Origin of the sequence: Luteitalea sp. TBR-22, assembly GCF_016865485.1 — a bacterium.
Taxonomy (GTDB): Bacteria; Acidobacteriota; Vicinamibacteria; order Vicinamibacterales; family Vicinamibacteraceae; genus Luteitalea.
This window is the reverse complement of sequence record NZ_AP024452.1, coordinates 4,327,366-4,343,480: the sequence shown is the minus strand read 5'-3', so window position 1 is coordinate 4,343,480 and position 16,115 is coordinate 4,327,366. Positions and strand designations below refer to the sequence as shown.

The following is a 16,115-nucleotide window of genomic DNA, read 5'->3' as shown; positions in this document are numbered from 1 at the left end:
CGTGGCTATCCGGAGTGGCTCACCGACTTCAGGTCGGCGCGTTGTTCCGCGTAGGAAGTATCGAAGGCGGCCACGCGCGGATCGTGGGGCCAGCCGAGGCGGCGGCACGCGTCGGCGTACAGCGCCGGCCACCAGTTGTCGTGGTTGGTCAGGCCGTCGCGCTTCCAGGCGCCCCAGTCCATCAGCACGCGCGACCACGCGCGGTCACCGGCGCGGAGCGCCTCCTGCTGGCTCGGCATCGCCGCCACGTACCACTGCTTGCCGATGCGGGCGTGCAGCACCTCGTCGGCCCAGTCGTAGTCCTGGAAAGTCGCCGCGAGCGGCGAGCCGGCGGCCTGCGCGATCTCCCACTCGTAGCGCTTGCCATGCCGCGGCATCAGGCCCTGCTCGATGAAGTACAGCACCGCGTGGCGATCGAGCGCGCCGATCTGCGTGTTGAGCCCGAGCGACCAGGTGAAATTGACGCGCACGAGCGCCGGCCAGTCGACGCCGAGGGCGGCAAACAGCACCTCGCCCATCATCGCGTGACGGGCCTCGTCCCAGAGCTGCCGCGTCATGTCGCGGACGTAGCCCCACGGCTTGCCCGGCGTTTCGACGATGATGCTGGCCATCATCTCCGGCACGTCGATCTCGCGCAGGCGCTTGTACGCCAGCATGAGCAGCTTCGGTTCCGGCGGGAACGACGTGTCGTAGATGAAGGCCTCGGCGTTGACGGCCATGTTGTACGGGTCGGGGAAGCGGGCGTCGCGCCGCGGCACGGGGTCGAAGCGACGGGGCGTTGCCGAGAAGCGTGGCGAAGGGGCCGCGACCGCCTCACCGGCCGTGCCATCGACGCCGCCTGCCGCGGCCAGTGCCTGGCGCACCTCGCCGAGCCAGGTGGCGTCGGGCGAGGAGACCGCCGCGAGCGCGTCGGCGGCCTGCCGGCCGTGCATGAGGATGTCGGCCAGGTCGAGCCGGGCATGCCGGAGCAGGTGGCGGGTCGGCGCGTCGGCCAGCGGATGGGCGTCGGCGTGCAGGGCGCCACAGGCCTCGTCAAGCGCCGGCAGCAGGACGGTGTACAGGCCGGCGCACAGGTGCGTGCCGTCGGGCGCGTGCGTCACCTCATCGAGGGCGAGCTGAAGAGCCGGATCGAGCGGATCCTCGAGACCGAGCGGCGGCTCGCGCATCTCGCCGACCCGGGCGCGAATGGCCGCGACAAGTTCGGCGAGCAGCCACGCATGGTGGCTGTACAGCATCTTGAGCTCGTACTGCGGCTCGGCCGTGAGTCGCGAGACGAGCGCACCGTGCGCCGCGCGGGCGACCCCGTGCAGACGCTTCAAGCGGGCGACCGTCGCGTCGACGCTCAGGCCGGGCGCCGTGGCTTGCGCGATCGTGCAGAGGCCCGCGAGGACGGGCAGGCCGGGGACAGGAGCGGGAGGCGGCGTCACGGACATGCAGGTCTCCGGAATGGCCGCAGTGTAACGCGTAACGCGTGACGCTAGATGTCTGGAGGCTCAGGGCTCACGGCTCCGAGCTCACGGGTCGGGGCCTGCCGGGAAGTTCGCCGACGGCCGACGGCCGAACGACCACGGCCGAATGATGAAGACCGTCAGTTGACGGCGAACGGCCAGCGGCGCGTCTGCTTCGACCAGATCAGGAAGGCCACGCCGCCGGCGGCAAGCAGCCCGAGACCGAACAGGATGACGAACGGGTCGGTCGTCGCGAACAGGAAGATCCAGCCGAAGAGTGCCACCACCAGCGGGACCGGGTAGAGCCACACGCGGAACGGCCGGGGGAGGTCCGGTTGCTGGCGGCGCAGCAGGACCAGGGCGCCCATCTGCCCGATGAACTGCACCAGGATGCGCATCGTCACCAGCGCGTCGATGACGATGCCCAGCGACAGCGTGCTGCCGATCATCGCCAGCAGGCCGACGGTGAGCAGGGCGACGTGCGGGAAATGCTGCGTCGGGTGGAGGCGGCCGAACACCGTGAAGAAGGTGCCGTCGAGCGCCGCCGCGTAGGGGATGCGCGAGTAGCCGAGCAGGAGCGCGAACACCGACCCGAACGCCGTCCACAGCACGAGGAGGGTGAACACGCTGGCCACCGACGTGCCGTACAGGCGCTCCATGAACACCGACACGATGAAGTCGGCCTTCGGGTAGCTCGAGGCCGGCACGAATTCGCGCCAGGAGACGACGCCGATGATCGACAGGTTGATGGCGATGTAGATCAGCGCGACGGCGAAGACGCTGAAGATGATCGAGCGCGGGATCACGTAGCCCGGCTCGCGGACCTCGTCGCCGATGTAGCAGATGTTGTAGTAGCCCAGGTAGTCGTAGATGCCGACGCGCGCCGCGCCGCCGAGGCCGAGCAGGAAGCCGAGCGAGAAGTCGAACGCCCCCGGCGGGAAGTCGAAGGCCACCGACGACTGGAAGAACAGCGCGCCGCTGACGATGACGGCCAGCGTCGTCAGCAACGTGCCCACCCAGAGGGTCACCGTGAGTCGTCCCACCGACTCGATGCGCCGATAGAGCAACGCGATGTTGACCACGCCCACCGTCATCGCCAGGGCGACCACCCAGCTGCGCGGCATCGCGGGCCAGAAGTAGCGGGCGTACTGCGCGAAGCCGATGTAGCCGGAGGCGATCTCGAGCGGCCCCGACAGGATGAACTGCCAGATGAAGAGGAAGGCCATCAGGCGCCCCAGCTTCTCGCGGCCGAATCCCTCCCGCAGGTACTGGTAGGTGCCGCCCGAGCCGGGCATGGCCGCCCCGAGTTCGCTCCAGATCAGGCCGTCGGCGATCACGATCACCAACGCGACCAGCCAGCCGAGCAGCGCCTGCGGGCCGCCGAGGGCGGTCATCAGGAGGGGGATCGTGATGAACGGCCCGATCCCGATCATGTTGGACATGTTCAGCGCCGTGGCCTGGAGCAGGCCGAACTGGCGCACCAGTCCGTGGGGCTGGCCGGGATGCGGGGGCGGGGGCGCGCTGCTCATCGAGTGGGGCGAAGTATACCCGTCGGGCGGGGGGCGCCCGACGGGAATGCCGCGATGCCGCGATGCCGGGAATGTCGAGGGCCCGAAACACCGCCCCCTCACCTCCGCAGGTCGCCTGCAGCCCGCAGGCTGCCGCCTGGCGAAACCCGCCGTCGCCGGCAGCGCGAGCACCGGGCACGCCACGCCGTCACCGGTCGGGCGATCACCGGGCAAGCCACGCCGTCGCCCGCTGGGCGATCACGGGGCAAGCCACGCCGTAGCCCGCAGGGCGAAGGCGGGTCACGTTTGGCCTCGCCGGAGCCACTCACCCTCGTACACGTGGGTGTGCACTCCCGGAGGCTCGTTTGCTCAGAACTCCCCGTCGTTCACGGCCCCGCGCCTGGCGCGTTGCCTCGCTTTCCCTTCTGTGTCTGCTGGCGGCGGTGTCCGTCCAGACCCGGGGGCTCCGGCCGGGCTCCCCGCCGGATGCTCCCGCCGATGTCGCTCGACCACTCACCGGCGCGGCGCGCGCCACGGCGATCGAGGCGATCAACAAGGCGCCGCTGCACTTCGAGCCCAACGCCGGGCGCGTGCAGGGGGCGGTGGATTACCTGGCGACGGGCTACGGCTATCGGGTCGCCCTCGCCGGGCACGGGGCGCAGATCGCTCTGGCCGATCGCGACGGCGCGGGTGCCCTGATCGGCATGACGCTCGTCGGGGCCCGCACGGGGGCGTCGCCCGAGCCGCTCGAGACGTTGCCCGGCGTGACCTCGGTCTACCGGGGCAACGACGCGCGGCAGTGGCAGCGCGACCTGCCGACGTTCCGCCGCATCCGCTACCCGGGCGTGTGGGACGGCATCGACGTCGTGTACTACGGCAACCAGCAGCGGCTGCAGTACGACTTCGTGGTGTCTCCCGGCGCGGACGTGGCCCGGATCGCCGTCGAGGTGACCGGCGCCGACCAGGTGCGCCTGGCCCCCAACGGCGACCTGCTGATGACGGTCGGCGATCGCACGGTGACCCAGGACCGCCCCTTCACCTACCAGGACATCGACGGCGTCAGGCGTGAGGTCGGCAGCCGCTTCGTGCTCGACGGACGCCGGGTGCGCTTCGCGGTGGACGCCTACGACGTCACCCGCCCGCTGGTGATCGACCCGGTGGTCGGCTATTCGACGTGGTTCGGTGGCTCCGGCGAGGAGGGCATCCTCGACATGGCCATCGACGGCGGCGGGAACCTCGTGGCCCTCGGCTTCACCGTGGACCAGGAGTTCACGACCAAGTTCCCGACGACCAACGCGATCAAGCCGACGCGCAACCTGGAGTCGGACGCGTTCGTGGTCAAGTTCACCAGCGCCGGGGCCGTGCTCTTCTCGACGCTGCTCGGCGGCAACGGCGCCGAACTGATCTCGCCGTACGCCTTCGACGGTGGGCTCGCCCTCGACGGCGCCGGCAACATCTACGTCACCGGCACGACGCGCTCGACGGACCTGCCGCTGGCGGGGACACCGGCCGACGGCGACTACAACGACGACGACCCGGGTGCGACGGGCAACCTCGACGGCTTCTACATCAAGCTCACGTCCACCGGCCAACTGGCGTACGGCACCTACCTCGGTGGCCGCCGCATCGACCTGCCGCACGGCATCGACGTGGACGCGGCCGGCAACGTCTACGTGGTCGGCTCGACCGATTCGGACACCTCCCTCGGCGCCACCGGAGGGTTCACGGTCACCGGCAACCCGTACGACGCGACCTACAACGGCTCCGGCGACATGTTCCTCCTGCGCTTCAACGCGTCGGGCGCGCTGACCTACGGCACGTACCTCGGCGGCACGAGTGGCGACGCCCTGCGCGCCACCAACGTCCGCGCCTCTCGCGTCGCCTCCAACGTCGTGTACGTCGTGGGCGACAGCAGCAGCGCCGCGTTTCCCACCACGGCGTCCCGCGCCGAGACCTACGATGGGTCGGGAGCGCCCGACGCCGTGCTCGTGAGGCTCGATCTGGGCCAGGCCGGCGTCAACCAGCTCACCTACGGCACGTTCCTCGGCGGCACGGGCGACGAGTACTTCTCGTCGATCGCCCTCGACTCGACCGACAAGGTGTACGTCGCCGGCGCGACCTCGTCCTCGGCCGCGACGTTCCCCCGGGCGGCGACGGTGACCGGATCGATCGCTCCCAGTGGCACGGACGTCCTGGTGGCCAAGTTCGACACCAGCCAGTCCGGCGCATCCAGCGTCGTGTTCGCCACCCGGATCAACGGCTACTACACCGACATCGCCACCGACATCGCGCTCGACTCGGCCAACCAGCCCTGGGTGGGCGTGGACAGCGGGTCGTTCGCGGCCACGCCGAACCCGGCGCAGGACTTCCCGCTCGTCAACACGCTGCAGACGACGCGCTCCGGCAACGGCGGACACCAGGCCGTGGTGCAACTGAATGCGGCCGGTAACGCCCTGCTGCTCTCGTCACTGGTCGGCGGCAATTCCGGGCGCGGCGGTCCCGTCGCGCTCGCCATCACGGCCACCGATGACGTGTTCGTGGGCGCGACGAGCGCCGGCGGCACGACCATGCTCGCGCTCGCCAACCCGATCCAGTCCACGTACGGCGGCGGCGACGCCGACGCCACGCTGCAGCGCCTCGGCGCGGCAGCCGACATGTCGATGACCAAGGTCACCGACAAGCCGTACCCGCAGTTCAAGGTGCTCGCCGGCGAGTCGGTCACCTACACGATCACCCTGAGCAACCCGACCGGCGACACGGCCAGGAACATCACGGTCACCGACAACCTGCCCAGCGAGGTCGTGTTCGTCTCGTGCTCCACGAGCATCGGCACCTGCGGCGGCAACGGCAACAACCGCACCGTGTTCATCCCGTCGCTGCCGACGGGGCAGACGGTGACGATCGTCATCGCGACCGTCGCCGCGCCGCAGGTCAGGGAGGGCATGGTGTGGACCAACACCGCGACCTTCCAGACCGACACCGTGGATCCGAACCCCGGCAACAACACGGGCAACGAACCTGGCGGAGGCACGCCGACCACCAGCACCGACCCCGAGGGCGACGCCGACAACGACGGCCTCGTCAACGAGTTCGAGGACGCGTTTGGCCTCAACAGCGTCAAGGACAGCGGTGACGACGGCGCCAGCGGCGACCCCGATCACGACGGCAAGACCAACCTGCAGGAGCAGGCGGACCTGACCCATCCGCGCGGCACCGACGTGGTCTACCTCGCCGAGGGCGCCAACAACTCGACGTTCGACACGGAACTGGCGCTGGCCAATCCGACCGACACGAACGCGCTGGTGCTGAGCAGCTACCAGAAGGGCGACGGCACCGAGGTCAAGACCTACCAGCAGATCGCGCCGTTGACCCGCGCGACCTTGAACCTGAAGAACATCCAGGGGCTCGGCACCGCGGAGTTCTCGACGCTGGTCGAGGCCGACACCGGCCTGGTCGCCGACCGCACGATGGTGTGGGGGCCGGGCGGCTACGGCAGCCATGCCGAGCGCGGCATCGTCACGCGCAACCAGACCAAGTGGTACTTCGCCGAGGGCGCGACGTTCGGCCCGTTCAACCTGTTCTATCTGATCCAGAACCCCACGACCACCGACGCCGTGGTGAAGGTGACGTACCTGCTGCCGGCGCCGGCGGCACCGCTGGTGAAGACCTATCCGGTAGCCAGACAGAGCCGCTTCAACATCTGGGTGGACAACGAGGGCGTGGTGGACCCGGCGTTGGCGGCGCTGGCCTCGACCGACGTCTCGGCGATCGTCGAGTCGACCAACGGCGTGCCGATCATCGCCGAGCGCGCGATGTACCTCGACCAGCCAGGGCAGGCTTTCGGAGCCGGCCACGAGAGCGCGGGCGTCAATGCACCGGCGACGACCTGGTTCCTTGCCGAGGGGGCGACCGGCGAGTACTTCGATCTGTTCATCCTCCTGGCCAACCCGAACCCGACCAAGGCGGTGGTCGAAGTCGACTACCTGCTGACGACCGGCCAGGTGATCACGCGTGCCTACGAGGTGGCAGGCAACAGCCGCTCGAACATCTGGGTGGACCAGGAGCCCGGCCTGGCCAACGTGGCGTTGTCCTCGCGCGTGCGATCGACCAACGGCGTGCCGATCGTCGTCGAGCGCTCGATGTGGTGGCCCGGACCGACGTCGGCCACGTGGCACGAGGCGCACAACAGCTTCGGCGAGACCAGCACGGGCACCCGGTGGGCGTTCGCCGCGGGTGAGGTCGGTGGCGAACGCCAGACGGAGACCTACGTCCTCATCGCCAACACGTCGGCGTTCCCTGCACGGGTCCGTGCGACCGTGATGTTCGACGACGGCACGGCGCCGATCACGCGCGAGGACTTCGTGTTCGCGCCGACCAGTCGCGACAGCATCGTGCCCTCCGTGCACTTCCCGGCAACGGTCGGCAAGAAGTTCGGCATGCTCATCCAGAGCATCCCCGCGGCCGGACAGTCGTCCCCGGCGCAGATCGTCGTCGAGCGGGCGATGTACTCCGACGCCAATGGCGTCCACTGGGCCGCAGGGACCAACGCACTGGCGACGAGACTCCAGTGAGGTAGGTCGGCGGGCGTGACGCCAGCAGGGACGGGCGCGACGATCACTGGTCGTCGCGCCCGTGCTGCGTCATGGCCGTTCGCTTCGACGCGGTGATCCGTTGCACCTCGGCCATTCGATGACGTAAGCGCAACCGTACAAAAAAATCGGGTGTCCGTTTCCGGACACTCGCTGCGTGTCGCCCGGTCGAACGTGCGAAGCGCGCCGACCGAACACGCGTTCCTGTCGATTTTTCCAAGAACTTTCGGCGATCAGCGCCCGTCTACGAGGCCGGTCCGCAAGCGTGGCGGTCCGGGGTCGTGCTCGCACGGCGGGTCCCGGCGCAGCGCGCGGACGCCGCGCCAATCCGCGGCAACGGAGGTCGCCAACGTGAACGCCAGTCATACATCCGTCATCAGATCCACTGCGGCCCTCGCCGCGACACTCCTCACCATCGGGGCCACCAGCCCGTGGCGTGCGACCACCGCGGTGCATGCCGCCGCGGGCACGTCGGCTGCGGCGTCGTCGGCGGTGCCCTCGTCTCGGGCACGTGCTGCCGCCACGCTGGGCGCGTTGCCCATGACCTTCGAGTCGCGGCCCGTGTCGGGCACGCCTCGCTTCGTTGCCCGCGGTCAGGGCTACCACGTGTCGGTCACGCCTGCCGGCGCCACCCTCGCCCTCACTGCGGCTGACCGCCGCGCGGAGGTCAGCTTCACCGTCGACGGTCGGGCGCACGGCCTCGACGGCATGGATCGCCAGCCGGGCGTGCTCCATCGCTACGTCGGCACGCGGGCCGACTGGCAGGCCGGCATCGACGTCTACGGGCGCGTCCGGGCCGCGCAGGTGCGTCCGGGCATCGACGTCGTGTACTACGGGAACCAGCAGGAGCTCGAGTACGACTTCGTGATCGCCCCTGGCGCCGACCCGGCCGACGCCGGCATGCTCGTGTCGGGCGCCGACCGCGTCGAGATCGAGGCGTCCACGGGCGACCTCGTGCTGCACGTCGGGGCGCAGCAGCTGCGCCAGCGTGCCCCCCTCGCCTACCAGGAGATCGGCGGGCGTCGCGTCGTGGTGCCCAGCGCCTTCACCTGGGATGCCGCCGCACGCCGCGTCGGGTTCCGCGTCGGCGCCTACGACCGCTCGCAGCGCCTCGTCATCGACCCGGTCCTCGTGTACTCGACCTGGTTCGGCGGCGCGAGCGAGGAGACGATCCTCAGCATGAAGGTGGACGCGGCCGGCTACATCTACGTGCTCGGCGTCAGTGCCGACCACGGCGGCTTCCCGGTCACGCCGGGGGCCGTGCAGCCGCAGCGGGCCGGCACGCCGGCGCCGGGCGGACAGTACCCGGTGGACTACTTCGTCAGCAAATTCAACCCGGCGGGCACGGCGCTGGTCTACTCGACGCTCTTCGGGGGCAGCCTCGACGAGGGCACCTGGCCGTACACGCCGGGCGGGCTCGACGTCGACGCGCAGGGCCGCGTGTACTTCGTCGGTGACACGATGTCGCCCGACTACCCGGTCACTCCCGATGCGGCCGATGGCACCTACTCCGTCGATGCGCTGAACGTCAACGCTGACGCGGTGTACACGCGGCTGAACGCCGACGGGACCCTGTCCTACTCGACCTACATCGGCGGCCTCCGTCGCGAGGCGGCCACAGGCGTCGACGTCGATGCGGCGGGCAACGTGTACGTCCTCGGCAAGACCGCGTCCAACAGCACCACCGACGGCTTCGTGACGACGCCCAACGCCTATCGCACCACGCGCTCCGGCGGCGACGACGTGTTCGTGCAGCGGTACTCGCCGGCCGGCGTCCTGCTGTACTCGACGTACTTCGGCGGCAGCCAGGGCGAGATGACCAACAAGGGCGACATCGTCGCCAACGGCGACGGCAAGGTCACCTTCGGCAGCGACACCAGCACGGGCGACCTGCCGACCCTGAACGGCTTCGCGCCGCGCATCGGCAACTCGACCGACGGGTTCGTCAGCCAGATCGACACCGACATCGCCGGCACGGCCGGACTGCTGTACTCCACCTACATCTCCGGCGGGTCCACCGACCACGTGTACGCGCTCGACATCGACGCCAACGGCTTCGTGTACGTCGGCGGCGAGACCCGGTCCTACCAGGACTTCCCGGTGACGCCCGGTGCGGCGCGCGCGGTGAACGCGCCGGTGGGCTTCGGGCAGGAGCCCTGGGACGGCTTCGTCGTGAAGCTCGACCTCACCAAGACCGGGGCGGCCTCGCGTGTCTACACGACCTTCACGGGCGGCAACAACTTCGACGACCTGCAGGACCTCGCCGTCGACGCGCAGGGACGCGTGCACCTGGTCGGCAGCACGCGGTCGGCCGATCTGCCGCAGATCGGCGCGCTCGCCGGCTTCCAGATGTGGCAGATGCCGCCGTACGTGCAGATCCTCAACGCGGCGGGCACGGCGTTCGTGTTCTCGAGCTACATCGGGTCGAACACCAACGGCCAGGCGCTCTACACGGTGGCCGTCAACAGCGCGGGCGAGACGTACCTTGGCGGCACCACCAACGCCAGCTCGTTCTACACGCCGCAGTTCCCCGACCGCTTCCGCCTCGTCAACCCCTTCCAGACCACCTACGGCGGCGGTGACCGCGACGCCGTCATCCAGAAGCTCGGCTTCGAGGTGGATCTCACCCTGACCAAGACCGTCAACGTCGCGACGGTCCTGCCCGGGCAGGACGTCACGTTCACGCTGCTGGTCAGCAACACGAGCGGCGACGCTGCCTCCGGCGTCGTCCTCACCGACACGCTGCCGGCGGGCCTGCAGTACGTGTCGTGCACGGCGACCCTCGGCGGCGCCTGCGGCGGCACGGGTAACGCGCGCACCATCACGTGGGCGTCGCTGGCGCCCGGCGCGACGGCCAGCGTCCAGATCGTCGCCAAGATGCTCGCGACGACGCCCGGTCAGCAGATCACCAACACCGCGACGGTCACGGCCGGCGTGCTGGATCCGGTCCCGGCCAACAACACGTCCACGGCGACGGTCGGCCTGCCGACGCTGGAGCCCACCGGCGATGCCGACGGCGACGGCCTCAGCAACGACTTCGAGACCAAGTACGGGCTCGATCCGTTCGGCGGCCCCGGCTCGGGCCCCAACGACGACCCTGACGGCGACGGGCGCACCAACCTGCAGGAACTGCAGCAGGGCACTCACCCGCGCGGCTTCGTCATCACCTACCTGGCCGAGGGCGCCACGGGCAGCTTCTTCAACACGCGGCTCGCGATCGCCAACCCGACGGGGCAGCCGGCCCTGGTGCTCACGCGGTTCCAGCGCGCCGACGGCGCGACGATCCGTGACTACCGCATCGTGCCGGCGATGAGCCGGACGACGATCGACGTCGACACGGTGCCCGGGCTCGAGAACGCCGAGTTCTCGACGCTCGTCGAGGCCGACGTGCAGGTGGTGGCCGATCGCACCATGACGTGGGGTGACGGGCAGTACGGCAGCCACGCCGAACGCGGCATCCTGACGCGGACGGCGACGCGGTGGTACTTCGCCGAGGGCGCGACGCTGGGCAACTTCAACCTCTTCTACCTGATCCAGAACCCGAACGACACGGCGGCCCAGGTCAAGGTGACCTACCTGCTGCCGGCCGGCGCACCGCTGGTGGAGACGTACGTGGTGCAGCCGCAGAGCCGCTTCAACATCTGGGTCAACGACGAGGGCCGCAACAAGCCGGCGCTCGCGGCGCTGGCCAACGCGGAACTGTCGGCCATCGTCGAGTCGACCAACGGCGTGCCGATCATCGCGGAGCGGGCGATGTATCTCGACCAGCCCGGGCGTCCGCTCGGCGCCGGCCACGAGAGCGCCGGCGTGACGGCCCCGTCGACGCAGTGGTTCCTGGCCGAGGGCGCGACGGGTGACTACTTCGACCTGTTCATCCTGATTGCCAACCCGCAGGCGGCCGATGCGGCGGTCCAGGCCGAGTTCCTGCTGCCGAGCGGGCAGGTGATCACCAAGACCTACACGGTGGCGGCCAAGAGCCGCTTCAACATCTGGGTGGACCTGGCCGACGCGGCGCTGGCCGACGCGGCAGTGTCGACGCGGATCACGTCGACCAACGGGGTGCCGATCATCGTCGAGCGTGCGATGTGGTGGCCCGGCCCGACCTCGGCCACCTGGCAGGAGGCCCACAACAGCCCGGGCGAGACGACGACCGGCACGCGCTGGTCGATTGCCGAGGGCGAGGTCGGCGGGCCGTTGGAGACCGAGACCTACGTGCTCATCGCCAACACGTCGTCGGTGGCCGGCACGATTCGCGGGACGGTGCTCTTCGACGACGGCAGCGCGCCGCTGGCCCGTGAGTTCCCGATCGCCGGCAACGCCCGCTTCAACATCGCGCCGTACTCGGACTTCCCGGAGACCCGCGGCAAGAAGTTCGGCATGGTCGTGGAGAGCATCGGCGGCGCGCCCGTGCAGATCGTCGTCGAGCGCGCGATGTACTCCAACGCCGGCGGGGTGCGCTGGGCCGCCGGGACCAACGCCCTCGCGACGAAGATTCAGTGAGGTAGGGCGCGGTTCCCACCGCGCCGCTGTCCGGGCGCGGCGACCACACGGTCGTCGCGCCCGTCGTCCGTTTCTCCTACAATCGCGCACCATGCGCACACCCTGCCGCCGCCTCACGACGTTCGCCCTCGCCGCCGTCGCTTCGTTCGCGCTCGTCGTGCCCGCCGCTGCACAGGCGCCCTCAGCCGAGGAGCGCGAGGTCATCGCGGCCACGCAGAGGTTGTTCGATGCGATGGCGGCCTGTGACGAGGCGGCCATCCGTGCGTTGACCGTGCCAGAGGGACGCTTCTACCGCGTGACCGTCGGCGCCGACAGGCCGCCGAGCAGTGTCACGCTGGACGAGTTCGCGACCAGCTTCGGCAAGTGCGGCCGGAAGATGCTCGAGCGCATGTGGGCGCCGCAGGTCCGTGTCCACAAGGGCATCGCCACGCTGTGGGCGCCCTACGACTTCTGGCTGAACGGCGCGTTCTCGCACTGCGGCATCGACAGCTTCGAACTGGTGAAGGTCGGCGACGGGTGGAAGCTCACCGGCGGGACCTACACGATGGAGCGCGACGGCTGCGCCCCCAGCCCGCTCGGACCGCCGAAGTAGACGCCGAACGGCGACCGCCGAAGCGTCACGAAGGCTCGAGGCTCAGGGGCCAGGGCTCGGAGACCATGCCCCCTCGACTCAGCAGGCTCTCCGAGCCATGAGGCATGAGCCGCACACCGTAAGCCGGGCTCAGTCGCCGTCGGCGATCGCGTCCCTCACGAACGCCTCGATCCGGTCGGCCGGCATCGCGCCGGCCGTGCGGGCGACGAGGTCGCCCCGGTCGAACACGGCCAGCGTGGGGATCGATCGGATACCGAGCCGGGCCGACAGGTCCCCGAGGGCGTCGGTGTCCACCTTGGCGACCAGCAGCCGGCCGCCGTTGCGCTGCGCGACGAGCGCGACCTGCGGCGCCACCATCCGACAGGGCCCGCACCACTCGGCCCAGAAGTCCACCAGCACGGGCAGGCGCGACGACAAGACGAGCGCGTCGAACAGGGCGGTCGAGGGGACCTCGACGGGCTCGGTGGGCGCCCCGATGTCGGTGTGGCACTTGCCGCAGCGCGTCGGCTGGCCGAGGTGCGCGAACGGGAGGCGGTTGGCGGCGCCGCACGACGGGCACGTCGTGATCAGGCCGCGGGCGTCCACATGCAGGCCGGACATGGTTGTCTCCTCGGGCCACGCCCTGGTCGCGGCGCGGCCCCTCCGGGCACTGTAGCGCGGCGCGCGCGGCGGCGCACCGCGGCGTCGTGGCCTATCGAAGGGTGGCGACGCGGGCGCGCCACCGGACCGCCGAATTTTCGGCAACCGGTGGGGAATAATGCCGGGCGCACGACGCTCCAGCGGCAGCCCGCTGCGTGAGGCCGCCTGCATTCGCCCCGGTCACCTCTGGCCCGGATGTTGCCTTCGCTGGTCATACCTGCGCCCATCCGCGCCGGTCCCCTGCGGTGACGACTGCGTCTTCTTCCACGCTCGACTGCGCCGGAGCCTTGTCCGAGGCGCCCGTGCTCTGCCTCCACTGCGGCGACACGTGCGCCGACCAGGGCGTGAGCACGCCTGCCGGGACGTTCTGCTGCACCGGCTGCGAGTCGGTCTTCTCGATCCTGCAGACGCACGGCCTCACGCAGTTCTACGCCTGCGACACGGGCGCCGGGCTGTCGCAGCGCACCGCGACATCGCGAGACGCCGCGCGCTTCGCGCCACTCGACGATCCGGCCGTCGCCCAGCGCTTCATCGACGCGAATGACGGCACGTGGGCCCATGCCACCCTGTCGGTGCCCTCCCTGCACTGCGCCTCGTGCCTGTGGTTGCTGGAGCAGCTGTGGCGGTTCGACGAGGGCGTCGGCACGAGCGAGGCCGACCTGATGCGCCGCACCGTGCGCATCGCCTTCCGTCCCGACCGGACGACGCTGCGGGCCGTCGCCGAGCGCCTCGCCTCCCTCGGCTACGAGCCGGTCATCGACGGCGAGCGTGCCGCGGGCCGGATGCCGGCGGCACGGCGCGACCTGTACCTCAAGCTCGGCATCGCCGGCTTCGCCGTCGGCAACATGATGCTGTTCAGCATCCCGCGCTACGCCAACGGCGCGCCGCTCGAGCCGGCCTTCCAGCGGTTGTTCGACTCGCTCAACGTGCTGTTCGCCATCCCGGTCCTGCTGTACAGCGCGTCGGACTTCTTCCGCTCGGCCTGGCACAGCCTGCGGATGCGGGCCATCACCCTCGACGTGCCGGTGGCCATGGGCCTGGCGGTGCTGTTCCTGCGAAGCATCCACGACATCCTGACCCGCAGCGGCGAGGGCTTCCTCGACTCCTTCGCCGGGCTGGTGTTCTTCCTGCTGATCGGCCGCCTGTTCCAGCAGATGGCGTTCGACCGCATCGCCTTCGACCGCACCGTCCGCTCGTTCCTGCCGCTCTCGGTGCGGGTCGCCGCCGGCGGCACGATGACGATGCGCCGGATCGAGGAGCTCGAGCCCGGCGACGAGATCGTGCTGCGACCCCAGGAGGTCGTGCCGGCCGACGCCTGCCTGCTCGACGCGCGCGGGCGCATCGACCTGTCGTTCGTCACTGGCGAGCAGGAGCCGGTGGCGGTCCACGCCGGCGAGACGGTGGGGGCCGGGGGGCGCGTCGTCGGCGAGGCGCTGCACCTGCGCGTGCTGCGTCGCGTCTCGCACAGCCGGCTGGCCGAACTCTGGAACAACCCGGTCTTCGCGCAGCGCGAGTCGCACTGGCTGACCGAGGTGTCGGCCCGGTTCGGGCACTGGTTCACGGTCGGCGCCGTGGCCCTGGCCGCCCTGGGCTTCTGGGCGTGGTGGCCGGATGCACGGATGGCCGCGCAGGTGGCCACCGCCGTGCTCATCATCGCCTGCCCGTGTGCGCTGACGCTGGCGGCGCCGATCACGCTGGGCACCGCGCTCGGCAGGCTCGGCGAGGCGGGCGTGTACCTGAAACAGGGCGCGGTCGCGCTCGACCTCAGTCGCGTCGATGCCGTCGCGTTCGACAAGACCGGCACCCTGACCACCGCGGAGGCGGCCGCCGCAATCGACCTGCACGGCCTCGACGAGGCGGACTGGGCGCGGGTGCGTCGTCTGGCGGCCGAGTCGGTGCACCCGGTCAGCCGGGCGCTCGCCGGCCGGCTCGCCGTGGCGGGCACGGTGCACGACGTCATCGAGCGGGTCGGCGAGGGCATCGAGGGCGTGGTCGACGGGGTGCCGGTGGCGGTCGGCGCGGCGCCGTTGGTCGCGCGGCTCGCGGGGACGCCGATCGCGGCGGTGCCGGGCCGCACCTGGGCGTGCGTCGACGGCCGCGTCGGCTGGCTCACGCACCACACCCCGGAACGTCCGGGCATGACCGAGGTGGCGGCACGCCTGGCGCGGACGCGCGAGGCGTGGCTGCTGTCGGGCGATCACGACGGCGAGGCGCCCCGCTGGCGCCCCGTCTTCGGCGATCGGATGCGGTTCCGGCAGGCACCGGAAGACAAGCTCGCGGCCGTGCGCGAGCGGCAGGCCGCGGGCCGGCACGTGCTGATGGTGGGCGACGGGCTCAACGACGCCGGCGCGCTGGCGGCGGCCGACGTCGGCATCGCGGTCTCCGACGACACGGCGTGCCTGGTGCCGGCGTGCGACGCGGTGATCCGCGGCGATCGCCTGACGCTGCTGCCCGAGGTGCTGGCGTACGCGCGGCGCGCCCGGGTGGCGATCCTCCTCAGCTTCTGGGTATCGGTCCTCTACAACACGTTCGGCCTGTGGCTCGCGCTCACCGGCCGTCTCACGCCGCTCGCCACGGCCATCCTGATGCCGGTCAGTTCCATGACCGTCGTCGGCGTGGGCGTCGGACTGATGCGGTTCAGGGCCCCTGGAGGGGCAGCGCGATGAACGTCATCTTCTTCCTCATCGCTGCCGGCGCCGTGGTCGCCGGCGGTTTCCTGGCCGCCTTCGTCTGGGCCGTGCGGTCAGGGCAGTTCGACGACACCACCACGCCGGCTGTCAGGGTGATCCTCGACGAGCCAGGCCGGTCCGCCCCTCGACCTAAGTGAAGGGTCCCAATC

General features: G+C 70.6%; 8 protein-coding genes. 5 read left to right on the top strand and 3 right to left on the bottom strand.

Annotated elements, in window-relative coordinates:
- Positions 1–5: 5 nt before the first annotated feature.
- The gene (locus TBR22_RS18170) at positions 6–1,433 is read right to left on the bottom strand and encodes a hypothetical protein (RefSeq protein WP_239489265.1); all 1,428 of its coding nucleotides are present in this window, start codon (positions 1,431–1,433) and stop codon (positions 6–8) included.
- A 155-nt stretch (positions 1,434–1,588) separates the two neighbouring features.
- Positions 1,589–2,977: an APC family permease gene (locus TBR22_RS18165; RefSeq protein ID WP_239489264.1), complete on the bottom strand. Its 1,389-nt coding sequence runs from the start codon at positions 2,975–2,977 to the stop codon at positions 1,589–1,591.
- 422 nt (positions 2,978–3,399) lie between these two features.
- Between TBR22_RS18165 and TBR22_RS18160 the strand changes: the two genes are divergently transcribed.
- The 3 genes from TBR22_RS18160 to TBR22_RS18150 all read left to right on the top strand — a co-directional run bounded on the left by TBR22_RS18160 (position 3,400) and on the right by TBR22_RS18150 (position 12,637).
- Positions 3,400–7,527 (top strand): SBBP repeat-containing protein, encoded by a 4,128-nt coding sequence (locus tag TBR22_RS18160; RefSeq protein WP_239489263.1) that lies wholly within the window; start codon positions 3,400–3,402, stop codon positions 7,525–7,527.
- Positions 7,528–7,896: 369 nt separating this feature from the next.
- Positions 7,897–12,045 (top strand): hypothetical protein, encoded by a 4,149-nt coding sequence (locus TBR22_RS18155; protein WP_239489262.1) that lies wholly within the window; start codon positions 7,897–7,899, stop codon positions 12,043–12,045.
- Positions 12,046–12,136: 91 nt separating this feature from the next.
- Positions 12,137–12,637 carry a nuclear transport factor 2 family protein gene (locus tag TBR22_RS18150; RefSeq protein WP_239489261.1) on the top strand — a complete coding sequence of 167 codons (501 nt, stop codon included), beginning with the start codon at positions 12,137–12,139 and terminating at the stop codon, positions 12,635–12,637.
- Between the two features lie 129 nt (positions 12,638–12,766).
- Here the strand turns inward: TBR22_RS18150 and trxA are convergent, their stop codons facing one another.
- The gene (trxA, locus tag TBR22_RS18145; protein WP_239489260.1) at positions 12,767–13,237 is read right to left on the bottom strand and encodes a thioredoxin; all 471 of its coding nucleotides are present in this window, start codon (positions 13,235–13,237) and stop codon (positions 12,767–12,769) included.
- A gap of 326 nt (positions 13,238–13,563) precedes the next feature.
- Between trxA and TBR22_RS18140 the strand changes: the two genes are divergently transcribed.
- Together TBR22_RS18140 and ccoS are read left to right on the top strand one after the other, a co-directional pair.
- Positions 13,564–15,942 (top strand): heavy metal translocating P-type ATPase metal-binding domain-containing protein, encoded by a 2,379-nt coding sequence (locus tag TBR22_RS18140; protein ID WP_239489259.1) that lies wholly within the window; start codon positions 13,564–13,566, stop codon positions 15,940–15,942.
- On the top strand, positions 15,939–16,103 hold the full coding sequence (gene ccoS, locus TBR22_RS18135) for a cbb3-type cytochrome oxidase assembly protein CcoS (protein ID WP_239489258.1): 165 nt from the start codon (positions 15,939–15,941) through the stop codon (positions 16,101–16,103). The genes TBR22_RS18140 and ccoS overlap by 4 nt, the downstream gene beginning before the upstream one ends.
- The last annotated feature ends 12 nt before the right edge of the window (positions 16,104–16,115 follow it).

Bases quoted from the DNA above. Each gene is read 5' to 3' on its own strand.
- TBR22_RS18170 (WP_239489265.1), bottom strand. From the start codon at position 1,433: ATGTCCGTGACGCCGCCTCCCGCTCCTGTCCCCGGCCTGCCCGTCCTC.
- TBR22_RS18165 (WP_239489264.1), bottom strand. From the start codon at position 2,977: ATGAGCAGCGCGCCCCCGCCCCCGCATCCCGGCCAGCCCCACGGACTG.
- TBR22_RS18150 (WP_239489261.1), top strand. From the start codon at position 12,137: ATGCGCACACCCTGCCGCCGCCTCACGACGTTCGCCCTCGCCGCCGTC.
- trxA (WP_239489260.1), bottom strand. From the start codon at position 13,237: ATGTCCGGCCTGCATGTGGACGCCCGCGGCCTGATCACGACGTGCCCG.
- ccoS (WP_239489258.1), top strand. From the start codon at position 15,939: ATGAACGTCATCTTCTTCCTCATCGCTGCCGGCGCCGTGGTCGCCGGC.